The organism is Peteryoungia algae, from assembly GCF_030369675.1.
Classification (GTDB): domain Bacteria; phylum Pseudomonadota; class Alphaproteobacteria; order Rhizobiales; family Rhizobiaceae; genus Allorhizobium; species Allorhizobium algae.
The window spans coordinates 4154599-4176001 of record NZ_CP128477.1 but is presented as its reverse complement, the minus strand read 5'-3'; the positions used below and the strand labels follow the sequence as shown (position 1 = coordinate 4176001).

Genomic DNA, 21403 nt, shown 5'->3' with positions numbered 1-21403 from the left:
GTTCGTTCCGTTTTTGTGAACAATCAGTCAAAAACTGTTCATCTATGCCTGCGACAAAAAAGCAGGCATCTAGGCTCCACGAACTGAAACCACCCGATCAGAGGGGTTTCAGGCATCAACGCCAAATGGAGCCTTTCGATGTCGTCCACCAATAACGCACTTCTCGTTCTCGTCCGTATTCTTCTCTCCTTCATGTTCATCATGTCCGGCTTCGGCAAGCTTGCCGATCCCGCTGGCACTGCCGGCATGATCTCGGGCGCCGGCCTCCCGGCCGCCGACCTGCTCGCCTATGCCGCCGGCCTCTTTGAACTCGTCGCCGGCCTCTTCATCCTCGTCGGCTTCCAGACCAAGATCACCGCCTGGACCATCGCACTGTTCTGCGTGTTCACCGGCCTCGTCTTCCACACCGGCACCGTTGCCATCGAAGGCTGGCCGGAAGGCGCTCTCGGCTGGATCAACACGCTGAACCAGATCATGATGATGAAGAACATCACGCTGGCCGGCGGTTACATCGCGCTCGCCATCGTTGGCGCTGGAGCCTACTCGCTCGACGCCCGCCGCGGTTCGACTGCCGCTATCGCCTGATATCCCTGCCCTACAAGGCAAAAAAACCCGCCGGAGCGATCCGGCGGGTTTTTCCGTATCTGTGTCGGTGAGGCGCTGGAGCGGGGCGCATCCTCAGAAACTGGGTGTCCCTGCCTTCGGCGCCTCTTCCGGCTCATTGCCTGATGATATGCACCCACCCGCCTGTCTCGCCGGCAAGCACGCCTTGATCCGCCGGAGCGGGGCGTTGCAGGGCATTGAACAGGGTTTCGGTCTTTGTCCAGTACGGAACATACCATTCGCGGTCGACATCCATGATCAGGACCCGATCGGTCGCGGCATCATAGGCGCCGATCGGCGACACATGCGGTCCATCCCAGTCGCCGGTGACGACACCCTGGTTGAAATATATCAAGACCATGTCTTTGGCCGAGACTTCATTCTCGAGAAGCATTGCCCGAAAGGTCTCAAGCGTTGCCGCCTGGTCTTTGCCCGGTTGTGCCGATCTGACGTCTGCTTTGATGTCGAACGCCTTCAGGCTTTGTGTCGTGTCTTCGATCAAGTCGACAAAGGTCACGCCGTCGCCATCTTCGGCGGCCTGAGCGGCCCAGCGCTCGTCCTTGGTGGCCTCCAGCAGGTTGTTCTGAGTTACGAGCGTGTCTTCTGACCGCCCGGGCAGTCCGCGCAGCGTGTTGACTGCAACCGTAACCGACGCGAGCGAGCAGGCGGAAGAGGTTTGCTGGTGGATATAGTAGGGCGAGATGGCCCAGTAGTCGGGTGCTTCGGCCTTGGAGATATATGCGTGATCCGATGTGATCGGCACGGCATCGGGACCGAGTTTTGGTTTGGGTGCCTCATCGGCCCAAACCGAGGCTGAAAACAGTGATATCGAAAAAGATGCAACAACAGTTCTTAGAATTGTCACAGGTATGTCCCCTCTTGTCGTCAAGACAGTATGCACAACGGCAGGACGAAACAAAAGGCCGCCGGATCGCTCCGAGAGCCCTGTCGTGTCTTTCCGAATTACGTCTTTTGCGCCAGCCAGACGGTGGCACCACCGCATGCGGGGTCTTCGACCACGTGCTGCAAAACGACGAAGCCGCTTTCCGCCAGAAGGAACCGATACTCCGCAGGGTCGAGGCTCGCATGGTAGAGCGGCTCCCCTTCGAATTCGCCGATGGCCACACCGGCAGACGGCCCTGATGTGAACATCAGCACGCCGCCTCTCGCTGCATGCGACGCAAATCGCGGAAACATGGTCCGCTGCGCCTCTGGTGTGAGGTGGAAGAAGCTGTGCCAGGCGACGATCGCCTCGAAGGTCCGCCCCAGAGACAGATCCCGCATATCGCCGACATGCCAGTCGTGTCCCGGGAATCTCTCCCGACACAGACGTATGAGAGGTTCGGAAACGTCGAGCCCGGTGACGAAAAAGCCCCGGCCAATCAGATCCGCCGCAATCGGCTCGCCGGAACCGCATCCAATGTCGAGCACATGAGCATGTTCAGGCAATGGCGCGACAAGCCGATCCAGCCAGGGACGCTCGAAGCCATTCTTGCCCCGTATGCGATCAAAGGCTTCTGCGTGCCGCGCATACAATCCGGGAATCGCATTCGCGTGTGACATGGGGCCCTCAGAGTGCGCCGCGCACCGCCTCGATGATGCGGCCGATCATGGGATTGCCCTCGTGCTCCGGCTTTCGGGCGCGCACAAGGCAGGCCTCGGAGCGCAGGATCACGCCGTCCGACAACACCTTCAGGTGATTGGCGCGCAGCGTCGAACCGGTCGAGGTGATGTCGACGATGATGTCGGCCTGGCCAGCGGCGGGAGCGCCTTCGGTCGCCCCTAGGCTTTCAACGATGCGGTAGAGCTGGATGCCGTGACTGCCCGAGAAATGCTGTTGCGTCAGGCGCCAGTATTTGGTGGCGATGGCCAGACGGCGCCCATGACGGGTGCGGAATTCGGCGGCGACATCGCCGAGATCGGCCATGGTGTCGACGTCGTACCAGATCTCGGGCACGGCCACGATGACATCGGCATGGCCGAAGCCGAGGCGGGCTACGATCTCGACGCGGGCGTCGGCTTCCGCCAGGCCTTCGCGGATCAGGTCTTCGCCGGTCACGCCGAAATCGACCGTGCCATTGCCGATCTCGCGCGAGATCTCGGAGGCCGAGAGATAGGCAATCTCGACATCGTCGAAACCTTCGACGCGGCCGCGATAGGAGCGGTCATTGCCGACAGCGATGATCTTCATGCCGGCCTTTTCAAAGATGGCGGAGGCATCGTCCTTCATGCGGCCCTTGGAGGGCAGACCGATGGTGATGGTCATGTCGCGCTCCTTTCGGCGTCAATTCGATCCAGCCACAGCGAGAAGCCGACGGCCGGGATATGGCTTTCCGCGCCAAGCAGGGTGAGCAGCCGGTCGAAGCGGCCGCCGCCGGCAAGCACGGCCGGCTTGCCTTCAATGACCACCTCGAAGACGAGACCGGTGTAATAATCCAGCGGCCGACCGAAGGCGGCACGGTAGGTGATCAGGTCGAGGTCGGCGCCGGTGCTGGCAAGGGCTGCGACGCGTTCGTCGAAGCGGCCAAGTGCCGACCCGAGCTTCAGGCCTGCGGCATCGGCAAAGCCGGCGAGTGCGGCCGAAGCATCGGCAAGCGGCAGCTCCAGCGAGAGGAATTCGCGCAGCAATAGCAGGGCCGCGCCGTCGAGCCTTGTTTCGGACAGCTCGAGCTTCTCCTTCAGGCGGCGGGCGATCTCGGCCGGCGTGCGGCTGGCATTGGTGAGATAGCCGGTTTCCTGCATGGTAGCATCGATATGGGCGATGAGCGCATTATGGTCACCCTTCACCAGAAGCGCCGAAACCGCGGGATCAAGCCCTGGAACCGGCGTCGGCGTGGCGAGCGTCCGCAGGAGTTGTTCGATCTGTGCCGGATTGCCGAAGGCTTGGATCAGGCGTTTCTGCCAGCCGGCAGGCAGGCCGAGTGCCTTGACCACGGCTTCAAAGACCGACTGATCGCCGAGAGTGACGGCGAGCGGTCTGGTCGGCAGAAGGCGCGTGAGGATGGATACGCTATCGGCAATCGCGCGGGCGTCGGCTGCCGCGGTTGCGATGTCGCCCAGATCCTCGATGCCGGCCTGGTAGAATTCCTGCGGGCCTTCGCGGCGCTGACGGAAGACCTCGCCGAGATAGGCATAGCGCTTCGGTGTGCCGGTCGCCGTTTCGATATGGCGCAGACAGACGGGGATGGTGAATTCCGGCCGCAGGCAGAGGCTTTCGCCGCGCTCGTTTTCGGTCAGGAAGATGCGCCGGCGCAAGTCTTCGCCCGCCATGTCGAGGAACGGAGCCGCTGGCTGGATTACCGGCGTGTCAACACGGGTGGTGCCCCGTGATGAGAATTCCTGCAGGATGGTGCCGGCGAAATCCGGCATATCGGTCAGGGGCATTTCAGCCGCCCTTCGCCCGACGGCGATCTTCCGCCTGGGCAGCCAGGATTTCCTTGACCTTGGCCACCAGGTCCGCCTCGGCCACGACTTCCTGGGCGACGCGGGCCTCGCGCCATTCGGCATTGTCGGTGATTTCGCCGGACAGGCGCTTGCCCTCGATCAGGTCCTTGATCTGCACCATACCCTCAGCGCGCTCGTCACCGCCCTGGATGATGGCGATCGGGGCGCCACGGCGGTCGGCATATTTCAGCTGGTTGCCGAATTTCTTCCAGTTGCCCTGGTACATTTCGGCGCGGATGCCTTCGGCCCGCAGAGCCTGCGTGAAGCGCTGGTAGCGGCCCATGCTTTCGACATCGCCGTCCATGACGGTGACGAGGACAGGGCCAAGCACGTCGTCCTGGCCGAGCTTGCCGAGGTTCTTCAGCGCCGTCATCAGGCGCGAGACGCCGATCGAGAAGCCCGTGGCCGGGACCGGCTGGCCCATGAAGCGCGAGACGAGTCCGTCATAACGCCCGCCACCGCCGACCGAGCCGAAGACGACCTTCTCGCCCTTTTCATTGGTGACGTCGAAGGTGAGTTCGGCTTCGTAGACCATGCCAGTGTAATATTCGAGACCGCGAACGACAGACATATCGATGAGAATGCGATCAGGTCCATAACCGGCAGCCGCAACCAGAGTTCCGAGGGCAAGTAGCTCGTCGACACCGTTCAAGTATGTCTCGTTTTGCTTCTCTCCGCCGAGGAGACCTTGGAATGGCAGCATCATGTGCTGCCGGATGGCTTCGGTTGATTGCTTCTGTCGGGTCGATGCATCGTCATTCGTCTTCAAAAACAAATTTGCGATGAAGTCTATGTGCGTTTGTTTAAGCCCGGCACCCTTAGTAAAGTCGCCTGACTCATCCTTGCGACCTTCCCCAAGCAGCAGACACACGCCTTCAATGCCGAACTTGTCGAACTTGTCGATGGCGCGCAGCACAGTCAGACGCCGTCCCGCATTCCCCTCGCCGCCGAGGCCGATGGCCTCCATCACGCCGTCCAGAACCTTGCGGTTGTTGACCCGGATCACATAGTCGCCGCGCTTGATGCCCAGCGCTTCCAGCGTATCGGCCATCATCATGCACATTTCGGCATCGGCCTGGACGCCTGGTGCGCCGACGGTATCGGCGTCAAACTGCATGAACTGGCGGAAGCGACCCGGGCCGGGCTTTTCGTTGCGGAAGACGTAGCCGGCGCGATAGGTGCGGAACGGCAGCTGGATTTCCTGGAAATTCTCCGCGACATGACGGGCCATCGGGGCGGTCAGGTCGTAGCGCAGCGACATCCACTGCTCGTCATCGTCCTGCAGCGAGAAGACGCCTTCGTTCGGGCGATCGCTATCAGGCAGGAACTTGCCCAGCGCGTCGGTATATTCGAAGAGCGGCGTCTCGATCGGGTCGAAGCCGTAGCGCTCATAGACCTCGCGGATGGTCTCCATCATCTGGTTGGCAGCGCGGATATCGGCAGCCTCGCGATCGACGAAGCCACGCGGCAGGCGGGCCTTCAGCTTCTGGGGCTTCTTGTTCTTATCGCTCATGATGACAACCGGAATTTCGTTTCAAAAAGGTGCCGGTGTCTTAGAGGATCAAGGATTTGGCGGCAAGGGCGAAGGCAGAAGGGCGCGAGGCCGGATGCTGGAAAATGGGCCGTTGGGGTGGTATATTCCAACGCGAAACCAGAGGTTGGGCCGATGAACAAGCGCGTCACGATCGATATGCCGGAAGAAATGCACCAGTTGATCGTTGAATACGCCTGGGAGGCGGGTGCCGAGCCGGATGACTATCTGCGCCAGATGATCCAGCGACATCTCGAAGATCTCCAAGACATCGCCGCCGCCGACGAAGCGATGGAGAGCATCCGCAAGGGCGAACCTACCTACCCCCTCGCAGAAGTGAAACAGAGACTTGGCCTGGACCATTGAGCTCCGTGCCAAGGCGGAAAAACAGCTTGAAAAGCTGCATCGAAAAGATGCCGAGCGCATTGTGACGTTTTTGGAAGAGCGTCTTGCCAGACACGACAACCCAGAAGCCTCGGAGAACCACTTCAAGGGAATCTGCTGGGCGCTTACTGGCGTTACCGGGTCGGCGACTACCGCATCATCTGCGATATCCAGGACCAAAAACTCGTCGTCCTCGTGGTCGAGACCGGCCATCGCAGCTCCGTCTATCGGTAAAACATGATCCTCGAAGCTTTGAACTATGCCGCAAGCTGGCCGCTGACATCGGCTGCCCATCGTCCCTTCATTCGGTCCTCCGTCAATCTCTGGGCGCGCGCCAATCGTTGCGCAAAGGATTGGGTCGAGCATGAGACACGGACAAAGGCGGCCATACTGGCGAGGGCTCAAGCTTGCCGGCAGCAGCGGACGGTGGTGGTGCTCGGTTCGGGGCTGCTGCGCGACGTGCCGGTGGTCGAGCTTGCGCGGCTGTTCGATACGGTCGTGCTGGTCGATCTCGTGCATCTGGCCAGTGTGCGCTGTTGGATCGTCATGAAGGGATTGAAGAACGTCCGGCTGATCGAGCGGGATCTCTCCGGGCTTGATGCAGCCCTTGCCGGTCAGGCTCTCGAACCGCTCTCCTTCCTGCGGCAGGTGCCCTATCTGGATCTCGTCGTCTCGGCCAACCTGCTCTCACAAATCGGCATCGGCGCAACGCGGCGACTTGAGGGGCATCCGGCAAGCAATGCCATCGTGCCTCAAGTGATCTCAGCCCATATGGAGGGGCTGGCGCAGGTTCCGGCTGCAACCTGCCTTGTTACGGACATCAGCTATACCGTGGTGGACCGCAGCGGAGCCCGCCACGAGACCGTCGATCTGATGCACGGGGTCGATCTTGGGCCCGGGCTTGGCGAGTGGGATTGGCCGGTGATCCCCTTTGGGGAGGAAAGTCGCGACTACCGGATTCTGCATCACGTCATCGCGAACTGACCGGCCACAATCCGGTCTTGCTTTCGTCCAGATCGAGCATCATCTTCACGCCATGAAATCGCTCGCCCGCATCCTGCTTTTCCTTGCAGCGCTCGCCTACGGTGCCATGCCGATCACCGGCATGGCGGCCATGGCTATGCCTATGGTGCATGCGACGGATACGGCGGGCGAAGCTGCGGTGCCGGCTTCCCTCACCAAGGCTGTGGCGGACCTCGATTGTCCGCATTCCGTGACAGAGACGACAGTCGCCGATGTCGATCATGGCAGCGCGCCCCACTCGACATCGACGAAGATGATCTGGCATTGCGCGGCATGCCCCATGTTGCCCGTCGCCCTATCGCTGTCCGACAGCGGCAAACCCGCGCGGGCGGCCGAAGCAGCCACGCTCTCCCCGCGGCTTGTGTCGCAGACGGCCGCTCCTCTGACACCCCCTCCCCGTAGCTGACCGGATGACGGCGGCCCGATGGGCCGTGAACTTCCCAATCACCGATCACCACAGGAAATTTCAATGCTCAGCAAGCTTCTCATCGCGGCGTCGATTGCGACCGCGCTATTCACCCCTGCCGTCTTCGCTCAGGACAACAGCATGCATCAGGGCCATGACATGTCCTCGATGGACCATGGCATGATGGAGGACAATGCATCCTCCAAGGCTTTCGCAGAGGCCAGTGCCAAAATGCACCGGGACATGGCCGCGCCGCTCACCGGCAATGCCGATGTCGATTTCGTCCGCGGCATGATCCCGCACCATCAGGGCGCGATCGACATGGCGAACATCGTGCTCGAACACGGCAAGGATCCCGAGATCCGCAAGCTTGCGGAAGGCGTGATCGCCGCCCAGGAAGGCGAGATTGCCATGATGAAGGCCTGGCTCGCCAGGAACGGCCAGTAAAAGCTGCCAGATCTGCAAACGGCAATGGCGTCTTCGGGCGCCATTGCTTTGCCGAAGAGAGGGGCTAGTCTCACCCTCCTTGATCGATAAGGAGGCGTCATGTCCAATCGCCCTGTCTCCGTGATCGGCTTCGATGCCGACGACACGCTCTGGCAGAACGAGCAGTATTACAAGCTGACGGAAAGCCATTTCCGCAGCCTGCTCTCCGAGTTTGCCGAAGGCGAGCATGTCTCCGAACGCCTGCTGGAAGCCGAAAAGCGGAACCTCGCCCATTACGGTTTCGGCATCAAAGGCTTCACGCTGTCGATGATCGAGACGGCGCTTGATATCACCGAGGGCCGGGCCCCTTCGTCCGTCATCAGCGAGATCCTCGCCATCGGCCGCGACTTGCTCAGCCACCCCGTCGAATGCCTGCCACATGCCCGCGATGCCCTGGAGGCGCTGTCGGGGAAGTATTTTCTCGTGTTGATCACCAAGGGTGACCTGTTCGACCAGGAGCGCAAGCTCGCCCAATCCGGACTTGGCGACTATTTTGACGCGGTCGAGATCGTCTCCGACAAGACTGCCACCACTTATCGACGGATCTTCGGCAAACATGGCGAAGGACCGGAGCGTTCGATGATGATCGGCAATTCGCTGAAGTCGGATGTCGTGCCGGCGATCGCGGCGGGTGCCTGGGGCGTCTTCGTGCCGCATGAGCTGACCTGGGTGCTCGAACATGTCGAGAAGCCCGAGGAGGCGCCGCGTTTCCGCGAAATCCCGGATCTCGGCCATGTTTCCGCTCTGATCGCCAACCTGCAGAATTAAGATCCGCGATGCATTCCTTCGATGAGATCCATGCGCTTGCCGTCGCCCGCAAAGGTGAGGCCGGGGTGCTTGAAAGCCTGCAGCATCCGAAACCTCAGGCCGAGATCGCGGCCATGCCGGATGATCGCTTTCTCTCCCTGATGACCAGATGCATCTTCCAGTCCGGCTTCAACTGGAAGGTCGTCGAGGCGATGTGGCCGGGTTTCGAGGCGGCCTTCGACGGCTTCGACATCGGGCACTGCGCCATGCTGCATGACGAGGAGTTTGCGCGCCTCGTCTCGGATACACGCATTGTGCGGCACGGTCCGAAGATCCGGGCGGTGCAGGAGAATGCCGTGTTTCTTTCCGGAATTGCTCGGGAGCATGGTTCGGCGGGCGCCTTCTTTGTCGGCTGGCCGACTGAAAATTATGTGGGCCTGCTCGATCTTCTGCAGAAGAAGGGCTCGCGGCTCGGCGGCAATACCGGTCAATATTTCCTGCGCTTTGCCGGCATCGACAGCTTCATCCTGTCGCAGAGCGTGGTGAACCGGCTGATTGCCGAAGGCATTGTGAGCAAGGCGCCGACTTCGGCGAAGGACAAGGCTGCCGTGCAGGCGGCGTTCAACACCTGGCGGGCGCAGTCCGGCCGGTCCCTCACGGAGATCAGCCGCATCCTTGCGGTCAGCATCGACTGAGGTTCAGGGGCGGACGAGCTGCGCTCTCAGCTCTTCGTTGCGGTCACGGCAGCAGCAGCCCTCGATGTGGTCGTTGACCAGACCCATGGCCTGCATGAAGGCATAGACCGTGGTCGGGCCGACAAAGGTCCAGCCGCGCTTCTTCAGATCCTTGGAGAGGCGGATCGAGGTGGGCGAAGTTGGATTGGCCTTCAGCGTCGCATAGTCCATGCGCTTCGGGCGCTCGGAAGCGTCGGGTTCGTAACTCCAGAAGTAGCGAAACAGCGAGCCGAACTCGGCCTGCAGGTCGATCGCGCGGCGGGCATTGTTGATGGTCGAGACAATCTTGCCGCGATGGCGGATGATGCCGGCATCGGCCAGGCAGCGGGCGATGTCGTCGTCGCCGAAACGGGCAACCGCGTGGAAATCGAAGCCGGCGAAGGCGGCGCGGAAATTCTCCCGCTTTCTCAGGATCGTCAGCCAGGAGAGGCCGGACTGGAAACCTTCGAGGCAGATCTTCTCGAAGAGCCTGACATCGTCGGTGACCGGCTTGCCCCATTCCTCGTCGTGATAGCGGCGGTAGTCCTCCAGACCGCCGTACCAGAAGCAGCGGTCGAGACCGTCGTCTTCTCGGATCAGGCCTTCGGCGATCATGTCCATGCGATTCTCCCCCATGCGGAGACGCGTTTACCATTTGTTCACGATTTTTCCAAACCGGATGCTAACCCTTCCGAAAGGTTTGCGGCCTCGATCGCATTTTCATGAATGGCTCTTTACCAAATGGCGGGATGGGCTCTGGCAGGCTCAAAGCGAGTTGGCGGCATTCCGTGCCGCTGCATCCGGTCCCAAGTTGCGAGTTGTCCGATGTCGAAGACTTCCCTGTTCCTGGCCGTTCTGGCCTGCCTGCCGCTTGCCCTGCCCGCTCATGCGAATGATCGCTACCAAACCCGACCGCCGGTGATGGTGAGCCCCGACCTGCAGGCGTCGTGGGTGTTGCAATTGGGCGGCGTGCCTGCCCAGACGCGCGCATACACAACGCCGCAGCGCCAGCGTCAGGTCGTTCCGGCTGGCCGTCAGCGGGTGCTTCACCAGCCGCAACCGGTGCAACAGCAACGCCGTCTCGTCCAGCAGCGGCGCGTGCTCTTCCCGCAGCAGCCGTCAGCGCAGCAGGTCGCGATGCGGCCGGACAAGCCGGTACGAACCCAGATCGATCCGCAGTTCCTGCCACAGATGGTGGAATACCAGACCAAGCACAAACCCGGCACGATCGTCATCGATACGCGCGAGCGCTTCCTCTATCTCGTCATGGCCGACGGCATGGCCAAGCGTTATGGTGTCGGCGTCGGCAAGCCGGGCTTCGAATGGGCCGGCACGCACAAGGTGACCGCCAAGCGCGAATGGCCGGACTGGCGTCCGCCGCAGGAAATGATCGCCCGCGAGGCCGCGAAGGGCCACGTCCTGCCCGCGCACATGCCGGGCGGCCCTGAAAACCCGCTTGGCGCCCGCGCGCTCTACCTCGGATCGACGCTTTATCGCATCCATGGGACGAATGCGCCGTGGTCGATCGGCAGCGGCGTGTCCTCCGGCTGCATCCGCATGCGCAATGAGGATGTCACCGATCTCTATGGGCGCGTGAAGGTGGGCACCCGGGTCATTGTGATCTGAGACACTGATCCGATCACAAAGTCTGGATTAACCCTTGCGTTGCAAATGGAAGAAGCTAGGCTTCAACCCTGCAAATTCAGGGGATAGAATATGCTCAAAACCATCTCGAAGAGCGTCACCGCCGCCATGCTGGCGGTGACCTTTGCCATGCCGCTACCAGCATCCGCCATCAGCCTCGATCGTATCCGGACTGCCAGTGACGTGACGCTCGTCGCGCAGCAGCGCAAGGAAGTGCCGGAGAAGTTCAAGCGCAAGGTCGTGCGTCTGACGACGGACGAAAAGCCGGGCACGATCATCATCGATACGAACAACAAGTTTCTCTACTATGTCGAGGGCAAGAACCGCGCGACCCGTTACGGCGTGGGCGTCGGTCGCGAAGGCTTCGGCTGGTCGGGCGTGGTGAAGATCGGTCGCAAGGCGGAATGGCCGTCATGGCGCCCGCCGGCAGAAATGCGTCGCCGCGAAGCCGCAAAGGGTCATATCCTGCCAGTGGTGCAGGAAGGCGGGCCGGACAATCCGCTCGGCGCGCGCGCCATGTATCTCTACAAGGGCGGCCGCGATACGATTTTCCGCATCCACGGCACCAACCAGCCCTGGACCATCGGTCTCAACATGTCGTCGGGCTGCATCCGCATGATGAACAAGGATGTCGAGCATCTCTACGACCGCGCCGGCATCGGCTCCAAGGTGATCGTGATCGGCCCGGGCAATCGCCAGGGCGATGTTTCCTTCGACGACAAGGGCGTGGATATTCTGCGCACCATCTTCGGCGGCTGAAACCGGCCGCATCAAGGGATTGCACCGACGGCCGCGCTGCGAAGCGCGGCCGTTCTGGTGTCATGATATTGTTGTCTCGACGGTGCAGTCTCCGCGCAGGTCGGGGCTCGGTGGCCCCAGGGCTGCCATACATCGTTTCTCAGGGACCCGTTCATGATCCATAGTTCGCTTGCGCTCGCCCTTGCCGGTGCGTGCCTCACCACGCTCGCCACAGTGCCGGCGGCCGCTGAAATGGGTATCTCCGTCTACGGCGGTTTCCAGACGGCACCGCACAGCGATATCGAGGTGTCTGATGGCCCCGACTTCCGTGCCGGCTGGGAAGGCAAGTCGTTTGAAATGCCGCCCTATTACGGCCTGCGTGGAACCTGGTGGATGACCGGTCTGGGCAAACCCAATCTCGGCCTTTCAGTCGATTTCACCCATGCCAAGGTCTATGCCGACAGCGAGACGCTGAGTACCTCCGGCTGGTCGCATTTCGAATTTTCCGACGGGATCAACCTGCTGACGCTGAACGCGCTCTACCGCATGCCGATCGAGGGGACGAAGTTCGTGCCCTATATCGGTGCCGGCGCCGGCATCAACGTGCCGCATGTCGAGGTGACGCGCGGTTCGGGCAGGACTTTTAAATACCAGCTGGGTGGGGCGACAGTGCAGGCGCAGGCCGGTGTCGCCTATGACTTCAACGAGAGCTGGTCGGGCTTCGTCGAGTACAAGGGGAATTATTCCTGGGTCGACGTCGACATCGATTCGGGCGCGTCGCTGAAGACGAATATCCTGACCAATGCCGTGAATGTCGGCGTCAGCTACCGGTTCTGAGCTTCAGCGCTTGATATCGCAGAAGATGACGCCCTCATGGGCGATGATCGTCTCGGCACCGACGGTGCTGCCCATTTTCAGCTTCTCGACCTTCAGGTCGTAGCTTCCCTTGAAACGCGTCGCGGAGCTTCGGTCGGTGATCATCGACATGGTCACCCGGTAGAGAGGTTCCCTTTGCGGCGCGAAGGCATGAATGCTGAAACGCAGGTCGCGATCATCGATCCAGTACTGACGCAGCATGTCCGAGCTGATCTGGAAGCGGCGGAAACCGGTGGGGGCGGACTGGTCCTTCACCCCGGCCATGCCGCGGAAATGCACCAGTTTTTCCTGGTCCTTGCTGCTGAAACCGCTTTCCAGCGACAGATCGACCACCGGATCGGAAGCGGCGCAATAAATGCGCTCTGCCGCTTCGGCGGACAGAGCCATGGGACAGAGAAACAACAACGCGGTAAGCAAGGATTTAGTGCACATGATCGGCCTTCCAGGATGTACCATCCTGAGGCCCACACTAGAATAAACCGCTTAACAATTCGCTCAGCCGATCTCATGTCGCTCGATACTTTTCGGGCGCGGGCCACCATAGGCCCAGTTCAACAGCTCGACCGTGTGCACGACCGGAATGCCGGTGGCAGAGCCGATCTGGGCCATGCAGCCGATGTTTCCGGCAGCGATGACATCCGGCCTGGTCTTCTCGATGTTCCTGACCTTGCGAGCCTTCAGCCTTGCCGAGATCTCCGGCTGCATGATGTTGTAGGTTCCGGCAGAGCCGCAGCAGAGATGGCCTTCCGGCGGGTCCTTCACGGTAAAGCCCGCGGTCTCCAGCAGCAGCTTCGGGGGCATGGTCACCTTCTGGCCGTGCTGCAGGGAGCAGGCGGAATGATAGGCGACGGTCATGCCCTTCGCTTCTACGATCGGCAGGTCGAGGGTGGACAGATATTCCGTCACATCCTTCGCAAGAGACGAGATGCGCGCGGCCTTTTCGGCATAGGCAGGGTCGAGGCGCAGCATGTGGCCGTAGTCCTTGATCGTCGTGCCGCAGCCCGAGGTCGTGACGATGATCGCGTCGAGGCCACCGTCTTCGATCGCTTGCGTCCAGACGTCGACATTGCGGCGCGCGCTGTCCAGCGCCTGCTCTTCGCGACCCATGTGATGGACAAGCGCACCGCAGCACCCCTCCCCCTGCGGCACGACGACCTCGACACCAAGACGGGTGAGAAGCGAGATCGCCGCTTCGTTGATGCCGGGATCCAGGACGGGCTGGGCACAGCCGGTGAGGATCGCGACACGGCCACGGCGGGTTGCCAAGGGAGCGTGGGTCGCGGGCCTTGCGAAGTCGGAGGGTGGCGCGACGGTCGACGGCGCAAGCCTGAGCATGGCGGCCATCGGCTTCAGCGGTCCCACCTTGTCGAAGAGGCCGGCAAACGGGCGTCCGAGGGCCGCAAGCTTCAGGGCCAACCGGAAGCGGCCGGGATAAGGCAGCACCATGGCCAGCATGTTCCGGGTCAGCCGGTTCATCAGCGGGCGGCGATAGGTCTTTTCGATATGGGTGCGGGCGTGATCAACCAGATGCATGTAGTCGACGCCGGAGGGACAGGTCGTCGTGCAGGCGAGGCACGAGAGACAGCGGTCGATATGGGTTACGATCTGCTCGTCTGCGGGCCGGCCGTTTTCCAGCATGTCCTTGATCAGGTAGATGCGGCCGCGCGGGCTGTCGAGCTCGTTGCCGAGCGTCACATAGGTGGGACAAGTGGCGGTGCAGAAGCCGCAATGCACGCATTTGCGCAGGATGCTCTCGGCTTCCGCCACATGGGGATCGGCGAGCTGCTCGGCGGTGAAATTGGTCTGCACGCTTTTTCTCCCCCGGAGCGGCCGGCATGGCCGCTCCCGTGACTTGAATTCAGATCCACCAGCTGGTGGGACGGGCGATGGGTTCGCCGGCCGAGGCCTTCTGCAAACCGATGACGCAGCGGACGACGAACCAGATTGCCGTGGCAAAGATCAGGAGCATTCCGACCATGGCCACCATCAGCAGGGCGGAGACCAGAGCATATAGCAGGCCGATCCAGAAGGTCCTGATGGCATAGGTGTAGTGCGTATCGATCCAGGCCGTGCTCTTGCCGCGGTTCACATAGGCCATGATCAGGCCGACAATGCCGGTGATGCCGACAACAAGGCTGACGAGATAGAGAACATAGACCATCTGGACATTCAGGCGGCCAGGGGAAAACCAGCCTTCGCCGCCAGAGGTCGGAGGTGGCTGGTAATTCGGATCAGTCATGACAAAACTCCTTCATGCCATCAGACCGGGATTGAAGATCCCGTGTGGGTCGAGTTTTGCCCTGACCCGGCCCGAAAGCAAGGCGACGGCAGGAGACAATGGCTCGAAGGTCGGGACTTTGGCCCGGATTTCAGGGGCGGCCCGGACGAGCGTGGCATGACCGCCGCCGAGACTGCGGATGCCATGGCGCAACACGTCTGCCTCGTGGTCGGCCTCCATGCGCATCCAGACGAGGCCGCCCTGCCAGTCGTAATAGGCATCGATGCCGGCGCGGAGCCTGAGGCCCGCCACCAGTTTCCACGCCTCAGACGGAGGCATGGACACGCGCCAGAGCGGCCGGGCCGTGCCATCGCCATAGGGCGTGACATCGCGGATTTCGGTCCAGAGCGCTTTCGTATCGTCAGCGTCGAGGCGGTTGATCGGGCCTAAGCCAGCCATGGCAGACATCAGCTTTTCGGCACGGACCGCGACGGAGGCCTCCAGTCCTTCGAGGCGCATGACAGTCGCCGCCCCTTCAGGGAGCTTGCCGCCGATAAAGCGACCCCGCACGCTTTCCGGCAGATGGGCAGCGCCGGAGACCTCGACGGAGAGCGAGAGGGCAGCGGCAAGCGCCTTCATCGCGTTTTCATCCTCCAGCCCGGAGATCACGATGGTCGCAGCCGTCTTGGGCACCGGCAGAACCTTGAAGGTGACCTGGGTGAGAAAACCCATTGTACCGTAAGACCCGGCGAGCAGCTTGACGAGATCGAGGCCGGTGACGTTCTTCATCACCTTGCCGCCGGCCTTCACCACATCGCCGGCGCCGTTGACGAAACGGACCCCCAGGAGATGGTCGCGGGCAGCGCCTGCGGTGAAGCGGCGCGGGCCGGAGCTGTTGACCGCGAAGAGGCCACCGATGGTTGGCGTGCCCGACGTCCCCATGGCGCCGCGGTGATCCATGGGTTCGAAGGCCATGCCCTGCCCGTTTTCGGCAAGGGCCGCTTCGATCTCGGCAACGGGGGTTCCTGCGCGGGCGGTCATGACCATTTCGGCGGGGTTGTATTCGATGATGCCGGTGATGGCTGTCGAAGACAGTACCGCATCTGCGGAGACGGCATTGCCGAAGCCCGAGCGCGTGCCCCCGCCACGGATTTGGAGCGGGGTCTTGCGGGTGGCATGGTCGCGGATGAGTTCAGCGGCTTCGGTTTCGGTCGAGGGGGTGAGCATACTTGGCGTCATCCCCTGCCCTCCAGCGGAAAGACCTTGGACGGGTTGAGGATCCAGTCCGCATCGAAGGCGGAGCGCACGGCCATCTGCTGATCGAGATCGACCTGGGTGAACTGGTGCAACATGAGGTCGCGCTTTTCGATGCCGACGCCGTGTTCGCCGGTGAGACAGCCGCCGGCGTCGACACAGAGTTTGAGGATTTCCATGCCGGCCGCTTCAGCCTTGGCCGCGTCTTCCGGGTCGTTGATATTGTAGAGGATCAGCGGGTGCATGTTGCCGTCGCCGGCGTGGAAGACGTTGGCGACGCGCAGTCCGTATCGATCGATGATCTCGGAGGTCTTGCGCAGCACGTAGGCGAGCTGGCTCAGCGGTACTGTGCCGTCCATACAGATATAATCGGCGATGCGGCCGGTGGCGCCGAAGGCAGATTTGCGGCCTTTCCAGATGAGGGCTGCCTCATTGGCGGACTGGCTTTCGCGCACGATCTTCACGCCATGGCGCTTGGCGATCTCGACGATGGCAGCGAGCATGGCGTCCATCTCGGCCTCGGACCCCTCGACCTCGACGATCAGCAGGGCCTCGACATCGAGTGGATATCCGGCCTTGGCGAAGGCCTCGCAGATCTCGATCGCCGGCTTGTCCATGAATTCGATGGCAACAGGAATGATGCCGGCGCCGATGACATCGGCAACACAGGAGCCAGCGTCCTCCGCACTGTCAAAACCGAAGAGCACGGGGCGTGCGCCTTCTGGCTTGGCGAGCAGGCGAACGGTGGCTTCGGTGACAATGCCGAGCTGGCCCTCGGAGCCACAGACAAGGCCGAGCAGATCATAACCCTCGGCGTCCAGATGCTTGCCGCCGAGATCGACCACCGTGCCGTCGACGAGGACCATCTTCACGCCGAGCAGGTTGTTGGTGGTGACACCGTATTTCAGACAGTGGGCGCCGCCGGAATTCATGGCGATGTTGCCGCCGATGGTGCAGGCAAGCTGGGAGCTCGGATCGGGCGCGTAGAAATAGCCGTCTGCACCGACGGCATCGGATATCGCGAGGTTGGTGACGCCCGCCTGGACGGTGGCGCAGCGGTTGGCGTAGTCGACCTCGATGATCCGCGTCATGGCCGAGAGGCCAAGGACGACGGCATCTTCCTGCGGGATCGCACCGCCCGAGAGCGAAGTGCCGGCGCCGCGGGGCACGACGGGGATGCCGTAGCGATGACAGTATTTCATCACGGCAGCCACCTGGGCTGTCGTCTCGGGCAGGACGACGGCGAGCGGGCGGCGACGATAGGCGATGAAGCCGTCCGTTTCGAAGGGCACGAGGGCGTTTCGCTCCTCCACGAGGCGGCCTGCGGGCACCAGTTCCTTGAGATCGTCGAGGATTTCGGCGCGGCGCGACAGCACCGCTTGCCTCGGCGGCAAAAAGGCGATGGCCTCGGTCATGACAGTCTCCCCTCTTTGTCCTGATCCTAGCGGCGCAGCACGTGCATCTCAACTGGTTCATTTTTCTTACCACTAGGACTTTCGCAGGGCAAATGCTATGCACTTATGACGAAAACGGAAACAGTGGCATCCATTCATGACCAATCTCGGCGATCTCGAAGTCTTCGTCCGGGTGATTGCAGCCGGCAGCATGTCGACGGCAGCGCGTGATCTCGGCCTCTCGCCGGCCGTCGTCTCCAAGCGCATCAAGCGGCTGGAGGACAAGCTTGGCACCCGGCTTTTGCAGCGAACGACACGGCAGATCTCGCTGACGGAGGCGGGCCAGGGATTTCACGAGCGGGTGCTGACGGTGCTGGGCGGACTGGAAGAGGCGGAAGCCTTTGCGTCCGGTCGCTCCTCCGAGGTCAACGGGACCTTGAAGATCTCCGCATCGACCTCCTTCGGCCGCATGCATGTGGCGCCGCATCTGAAGCCCTTCATGCAGGCGCATCCGGATCTCGCGATCCATCTGGTGCTGTCGGACGAGTTTACCGACATTGTCGGTGGCGGCTTCGACATCGCCATTCGCATCGCCGAGCTGAACGATTCCTCGCTCGTTGCGCGCAGGCTCGCGCCCGTGCGTCGGGTGCTGTGTGCGGCTCCAAGCTATCTTGCTGCACACGGGACGCCTGAAACCCTCGACGACCTGAAGAAGCATCGCTGCCTGCCAGCACACAACCACGACTCCTGGCGGCTGGAAGGTCCGACCGGGCCAGTCACGCTGCGTCCGGAGGGTATGCTGATCACCAATTCCAGCGAGGTCATCCGCGAAGCCGTTATCGCCGGTCTGGGGATTGCGCTGCGCTCGACCTGGGATGTCGGCGCGGAACTGAAGAGCGGCAAGCTCGTACAGGTGCTGCCGCAGTATGAAAGCTCGCGCAACGTGGCGCTGTCGGCCGTCTATCCGAGCCGCCAGTTTCTGCCGGCCAAGGTGCGGCTGTTCATCGACTATCTGGCTGAGCTCTACGGGCCGGTGCCCTATTGGGAGCGCTAGGGCTGACCCGACAACCCGCCCGGCACCGAGCTCCAGAAGCCGTATTTCTTCGAATGACTGCGCCTTAGCTCCGCGAGGAAGGCGGCGTGGGTCGACAATCCGTGACCTTCGGGCAGGTTCGGCATGAGGCGTGCGAGTTCGCCGACATAGCGGCCGGCATGCGGATAGGCCATGCCGATGCCACGTCGCAGGATATCTTCGACCAGTACACGGTAGAGCACGACGGCGGCCAGCGGCTCCTTGGCAGACAGGGCTTCGGCGGCAGGGGCGAGGTCGTCGTAGTGGCGGCCCTCCCAATCGTGGCGGTGGCGCAGCACATGGGCTGCGGCGAGATCGAGGCGCGGCCAGGCGAGGAAGAAGTCGAGACCGAGATAGATATCCTCGTGTTCCTTAGCGAGCGCGAGTGCCCGGTCCAGCTCATCGAATTCGGCAAAATCGTCGAGCTTCGAGAGGTAGAGCTTGAGGACACCAGGATCGAGAGTTTCGGCAAACTCCCGCCAGCGCAGTTCCTGCGCATCTTCGCGGCGCTTCAATTTATCGAGGATCTCGGCTTCGAGCAGGCGGCGCTCATGGGCACCATAGTCGGGGCCGACAGAGGCGAGCACGCCGTTGACCGGGATGAGACGCACGCCGCGCGGGCGCTCGCGCACCCATTCCAAGGCAACCTCGAATCGGCCTGCCTTGTGCAGCATGTCGGCAACCGCAAGCGTGTCGCGCCTGTTGTCGGGCTTCTGACATTCGAGGGCAAGGAAGTGATCGATATCGCCCTGGTGCAAAGCGAGTGATTGCAGGAGATCGAGGGCACCGAGCTTCAAGGGCTCGCTTGGAACAAGCTCAGCCAGCACGGTGCGCCAGGCCTTGGCCGCCGGTGCCGAAACAACGCCGGTCAATGCCCTGAGGAAACCGGTGTGTTCGCCGTAGCGGTCGCGCAGCCGCAGTCGTTCCAGATGGGCAACTAGCAGGGCCTGCTCCTCAGCACCGACGCTCTTGATCAGATCAATCGCTGCGAGTTCCGTATCCTCAAAGACCTTCCAGAGCCGGGCATTGTCGGTCGCCAAGCGGGCCGAGACGGGGAAGCGCAGACCAAGGAAGCGCAGGATACGCTCCGCTGCAGCCTGAGGATCGGCTCCGCCAAGTTCGGAGAGAATGTTGCGGGCAAGGGCTGCAAATTCGCCGGCGAGATCACGGGCGCGGGCGCGATTGATGCGCGTCGTCGCCTGGTCGATCGCATCGAGGCGCTTGTCGATGAGCCGGGCCATTTCGTCCGGCCCGGTTTCGCCGGCCAGCGCCGTCTGGAGCCGTGCCTTCAGGGCCTTGTTGGCCGCAGACTCCTCCAGGAGGATATCGACCAGTTTCTCAAGACCAAGACCTGATAGCCCCTTCTTGTCGAGTTTCGCCTTGGTCTGCTTCGCCATTCCGCCTGTCATCCGCAACTGTCTGTCGCCTTATATCGACCGGCAGCGGCAGGCAGCAAGCGCTGATCAGGCCGGCCGTTCATGGCTGCGGCGGATTCGCCGCACCACCCACCAGACGCCGAGGACCGCGAACGGCACCGAAATGCCGGTAATGATGGCCGTATCGAAGGGCAGGAGATCGTGCGGGATGGCTTTGGCGGCATAACCGACGAGACCGACGACATAGTAGGAGATGGCAGCGACGGAGAGCCCTTCGACCGTCTGTTGCAGGCGCAATTGCATTTCGGCACGACTGTTCATGGCCGCCAGGAGGTCGGAATTCTGCCGTTCCAACTCCACATCGATCCAGGAGCGGACAAGGGCCGTGGCGCGTGAGAGTTTTCGCGAGAGGTTCGCCTGACGTTCCTCGATCGACTGACAGGTGCGCATGGCCGGTGCCAGCCGTCTTTCCAGGAAAGCACCGAGCGTCTCGTGTCCCGGGACCGGCGTCTCGTCCAGTGTCTTGATGCGCTCGCGCACGATGCCGTCATAGGCGCGGCTGGCGCCGAAGCGATAAAGACTGAGCGCCGCATCGGCCTCCAGCTCCGCCGCAAGCCGGGTGAGTTCCGACAGCATTTCATCAGATTCATTGCGGGCATGGGCCTTCATGCGCTGGGTGACGGCCGTCAGGCCATCCTCGATGCGGCGCATTTCCGGTGACAGCGTCTGTGCGAGCGGGAGGCCGAGCATGGCCATGGTGCGATAGGTCTCGATGTCGAGCAGGCGCTGGACGACGGCGCCGCGACCGGCTTCCGTCATGCCGCGATCAATGACGAGGATCTGCGTGAGACCATGCCCGTCCTGACGGAAGTCGGTGAGCACCGCCGCCTGACCGTTCTTGAGTTCGCTGTAGCAAAGGCTCGCGGGATCGAAGGCTGCGCGTGCGTCGGCAATCTCGGAACCATCGGGGCGCATTTCCAAGCGGATGCCGGAGATCAGCGGACCAGGCGCAATGAAGCCGTCACCGAAGGGATGGATCGGCACATCACCGCCGAAGGTCTCCGGCAGGGGGCCATCCCAGAACCAGGTGGAGAATTCCGTGTGACGCTCCCAGCGCAGGGTTCCCTGCCCCCAGGCGAGCGCGTGATAGCGCCCCTGCTTGTCCGGTGGAGCCACGCCGCGGGCGCGGGACAGTTCGGAAATGGCCGCGTAATGTACGGCCGAGCCGCCATCCATCATGAAGGCGAGCTGAAAGATCACCCGGCTGGATTTCACCAGCGCATACGGCCTCGCGTGGATTTCACCGAGCGCCAATGCGCGCTCCGGCGCCATCGGAAATGCGAAATCACCCTTTGCCACGCAGCTGTCTCCCTTGGCCCGGGATCAAGCTAACAGTGCCGCGACGCCAGCGCAAAGGCACAAACGTCACAGCCTTTGCCCATGGCTTCATCTGCAAAAGATGAAGTGGACAATAAAATTGACCAATTGTTGCAA

The 21403-nt window shown here is 62.2% G+C and carries 24 protein-coding genes and 1 pseudogene; 12 read left to right on the top strand and 13 right to left on the bottom strand.

Features of this window, described 5'->3' with window-relative positions; all coding sequences use genetic code 11:
- Window positions 1-138: 138 nt before the first annotated feature.
- Window positions 139-585: a DoxX family protein gene (locus tag QTL56_RS19790; RefSeq protein ID WP_245135056.1), complete on the top strand. Its 447-nt coding sequence runs from the start codon at window positions 139-141 to the stop codon at window positions 583-585.
- Between the two features lie 133 nt (window positions 586-718).
- Here the strand turns inward: QTL56_RS19790 and QTL56_RS19785 are convergent, their stop codons facing one another.
- The 5 genes from QTL56_RS19785 to hisS all read right to left on the bottom strand — a co-directional run bounded on the left by QTL56_RS19785 (window position 719) and on the right by hisS (window position 5560).
- The gene (locus QTL56_RS19785; protein ID WP_245135054.1) at window positions 719-1366 is read right to left on the bottom strand and encodes a phytochelatin synthase family protein; all 648 of its coding nucleotides are present in this window, start codon (window positions 1364-1366) and stop codon (window positions 719-721) included.
- 200 nt (window positions 1367-1566) lie between these two features.
- Window positions 1567-2166 carry a class I SAM-dependent DNA methyltransferase gene (locus QTL56_RS19780; RefSeq protein ID WP_245135051.1) on the bottom strand — a complete coding sequence of 200 codons (600 nt, stop codon included), beginning with the start codon at window positions 2164-2166 and terminating at the stop codon, window positions 1567-1569.
- Between the two features lie 7 nt (window positions 2167-2173).
- On the bottom strand, window positions 2174-2869 hold the full coding sequence (hisG, locus tag QTL56_RS19775; RefSeq protein ID WP_245135048.1) for an ATP phosphoribosyltransferase: 696 nt from the start codon (window positions 2867-2869) through the stop codon (window positions 2174-2176).
- Complete coding sequence (locus QTL56_RS19770) at window positions 2866-3987, bottom strand: ATP phosphoribosyltransferase regulatory subunit (protein WP_245135044.1); 1122 nt, start codon at window positions 3985-3987, stop codon at window positions 2866-2868. The genes hisG and QTL56_RS19770 overlap by 4 nt, the downstream gene beginning before the upstream one ends.
- 1 nt (window position 3988) lies before the next feature.
- Complete coding sequence (gene hisS, locus QTL56_RS19765) at window positions 3989-5560, bottom strand: histidine--tRNA ligase (RefSeq protein WP_245135043.1); 1572 nt, start codon at window positions 5558-5560, stop codon at window positions 3989-3991.
- A 153-nt stretch (window positions 5561-5713) separates the two neighbouring features.
- On the opposite strand from hisS, the gene relB reads away from it, so the two are divergent.
- The 7 genes and pseudogenes from relB (at window position 5714) to QTL56_RS19730 (ending at window position 9319) form a co-directional block, all read left to right on the top strand.
- Complete coding sequence (gene relB / locus QTL56_RS19760) at window positions 5714-5944, top strand: type II toxin-antitoxin system RelB family antitoxin (RefSeq protein WP_245135042.1); 231 nt, start codon at window positions 5714-5716, stop codon at window positions 5942-5944.
- Window positions 5928-6196 (top strand): annotated as a pseudogene (locus tag QTL56_RS19755) (type II toxin-antitoxin system RelE family toxin). The gene relB and the pseudogene QTL56_RS19755 overlap by 17 nt, the downstream one beginning before the upstream one ends.
- 3 nt (window positions 6197-6199) lie before the next feature.
- Window positions 6200-6946, top strand: coding sequence for a hypothetical protein (locus QTL56_RS19750; protein ID WP_245135040.1), 747 nt, complete (start codon window positions 6200-6202; stop codon window positions 6944-6946).
- 52 nt (window positions 6947-6998) lie between these two features.
- Window positions 6999-7391: a hypothetical protein gene (locus tag QTL56_RS19745; protein ID WP_245135038.1), complete on the top strand. Its 393-nt coding sequence runs from the start codon at window positions 6999-7001 to the stop codon at window positions 7389-7391.
- 63 nt (window positions 7392-7454) lie between these two features.
- Window positions 7455-7838: a CopM family metallochaperone gene (gene copM / locus QTL56_RS19740; protein ID WP_245135036.1), complete on the top strand. Its 384-nt coding sequence runs from the start codon at window positions 7455-7457 to the stop codon at window positions 7836-7838.
- A gap of 99 nt (window positions 7839-7937) precedes the next feature.
- Window positions 7938-8645 (top strand): HAD family hydrolase, encoded by a 708-nt coding sequence (locus tag QTL56_RS19735; RefSeq protein WP_245135034.1) that lies wholly within the window; start codon window positions 7938-7940, stop codon window positions 8643-8645.
- 8 nt (window positions 8646-8653) lie between these two features.
- Window positions 8654-9319, top strand: a complete 666-nt coding sequence (locus QTL56_RS19730; RefSeq protein ID WP_245135031.1) for a DNA-3-methyladenine glycosylase I — start codon at window positions 8654-8656, stop codon at window positions 9317-9319.
- A gap of 3 nt (window positions 9320-9322) precedes the next feature.
- Here the strand turns inward: QTL56_RS19730 and QTL56_RS19725 are convergent, their stop codons facing one another.
- Window positions 9323-9952 (bottom strand): DNA-3-methyladenine glycosylase I, encoded by a 630-nt coding sequence (locus tag QTL56_RS19725; RefSeq protein WP_245135503.1) that lies wholly within the window; start codon window positions 9950-9952, stop codon window positions 9323-9325.
- Between the two features lie 210 nt (window positions 9953-10162).
- Between QTL56_RS19725 and QTL56_RS19720 the strand changes: the two genes are divergently transcribed.
- From QTL56_RS19720 to QTL56_RS19710, 3 genes are all read left to right on the top strand, one after another.
- Window positions 10163-10963 (top strand): L,D-transpeptidase, encoded by an 801-nt coding sequence (locus QTL56_RS19720; protein WP_245135029.1) that lies wholly within the window; start codon window positions 10163-10165, stop codon window positions 10961-10963.
- Window positions 10964-11053: 90 nt separating this feature from the next.
- Window positions 11054-11740: a L,D-transpeptidase gene (locus tag QTL56_RS19715; RefSeq protein WP_370660311.1), complete on the top strand. Its 687-nt coding sequence runs from the start codon at window positions 11054-11056 to the stop codon at window positions 11738-11740.
- Between the two features lie 153 nt (window positions 11741-11893).
- On the top strand, window positions 11894-12556 hold the full coding sequence (locus tag QTL56_RS19710) for an outer membrane protein (RefSeq protein WP_245135027.1): 663 nt from the start codon (window positions 11894-11896) through the stop codon (window positions 12554-12556).
- Between the two features lie 3 nt (window positions 12557-12559).
- Here QTL56_RS19710 and QTL56_RS19705 read toward each other — a convergent pair whose 3' ends face one another.
- The 5 genes from QTL56_RS19705 to QTL56_RS19685 all read right to left on the bottom strand — a co-directional run bounded on the left by QTL56_RS19705 (window position 12560) and on the right by QTL56_RS19685 (window position 17482).
- Window positions 12560-13027 carry a hypothetical protein gene (locus tag QTL56_RS19705; protein WP_245135024.1) on the bottom strand — a complete coding sequence of 156 codons (468 nt, stop codon included), beginning with the start codon at window positions 13025-13027 and terminating at the stop codon, window positions 12560-12562.
- Between the two features lie 63 nt (window positions 13028-13090).
- On the bottom strand, window positions 13091-14404 hold the full coding sequence (gene glcF, locus QTL56_RS19700; protein ID WP_245135022.1) for a glycolate oxidase subunit GlcF: 1314 nt from the start codon (window positions 14402-14404) through the stop codon (window positions 13091-13093).
- Window positions 14405-14453: 49 nt separating this feature from the next.
- Window positions 14454-14834 carry a DUF4870 family protein gene (locus tag QTL56_RS19695; protein WP_245135020.1) on the bottom strand — a complete coding sequence of 127 codons (381 nt, stop codon included), beginning with the start codon at window positions 14832-14834 and terminating at the stop codon, window positions 14454-14456.
- Window positions 14835-14846: 12 nt separating this feature from the next.
- A complete protein-coding gene (glcE, locus tag QTL56_RS19690; RefSeq protein ID WP_245135501.1) occupies window positions 14847-16040 on the bottom strand; it encodes a glycolate oxidase subunit GlcE in 1194 nt (397 codons plus the stop codon).
- Between the two features lie 8 nt (window positions 16041-16048).
- Window positions 16049-17482: an FAD-linked oxidase C-terminal domain-containing protein gene (locus tag QTL56_RS19685; protein WP_245135019.1), complete on the bottom strand. Its 1434-nt coding sequence runs from the start codon at window positions 17480-17482 to the stop codon at window positions 16049-16051.
- A 136-nt stretch (window positions 17483-17618) separates the two neighbouring features.
- On the opposite strand from QTL56_RS19685, the gene QTL56_RS19680 reads away from it, so the two are divergent.
- Window positions 17619-18515 (top strand): LysR family transcriptional regulator, encoded by an 897-nt coding sequence (locus tag QTL56_RS19680; RefSeq protein ID WP_245135017.1) that lies wholly within the window; start codon window positions 17619-17621, stop codon window positions 18513-18515.
- On the opposite strand, the gene QTL56_RS19675 is transcribed toward QTL56_RS19680, so the two are convergent.
- Both QTL56_RS19675 and QTL56_RS19670 read right to left on the bottom strand, forming a co-directional pair.
- Window positions 18512-19930: a DUF6880 family protein gene (locus QTL56_RS19675; RefSeq protein WP_245135015.1), complete on the bottom strand. Its 1419-nt coding sequence runs from the start codon at window positions 19928-19930 to the stop codon at window positions 18512-18514. The genes QTL56_RS19680 and QTL56_RS19675 overlap by 4 nt on opposite strands.
- A gap of 66 nt (window positions 19931-19996) precedes the next feature.
- Window positions 19997-21268, bottom strand: coding sequence for a DUF3422 family protein (locus QTL56_RS19670; protein ID WP_245135013.1), 1272 nt, complete (start codon window positions 21266-21268; stop codon window positions 19997-19999).
- Between the last annotated feature and the right edge of the window lie 135 nt (window positions 21269-21403).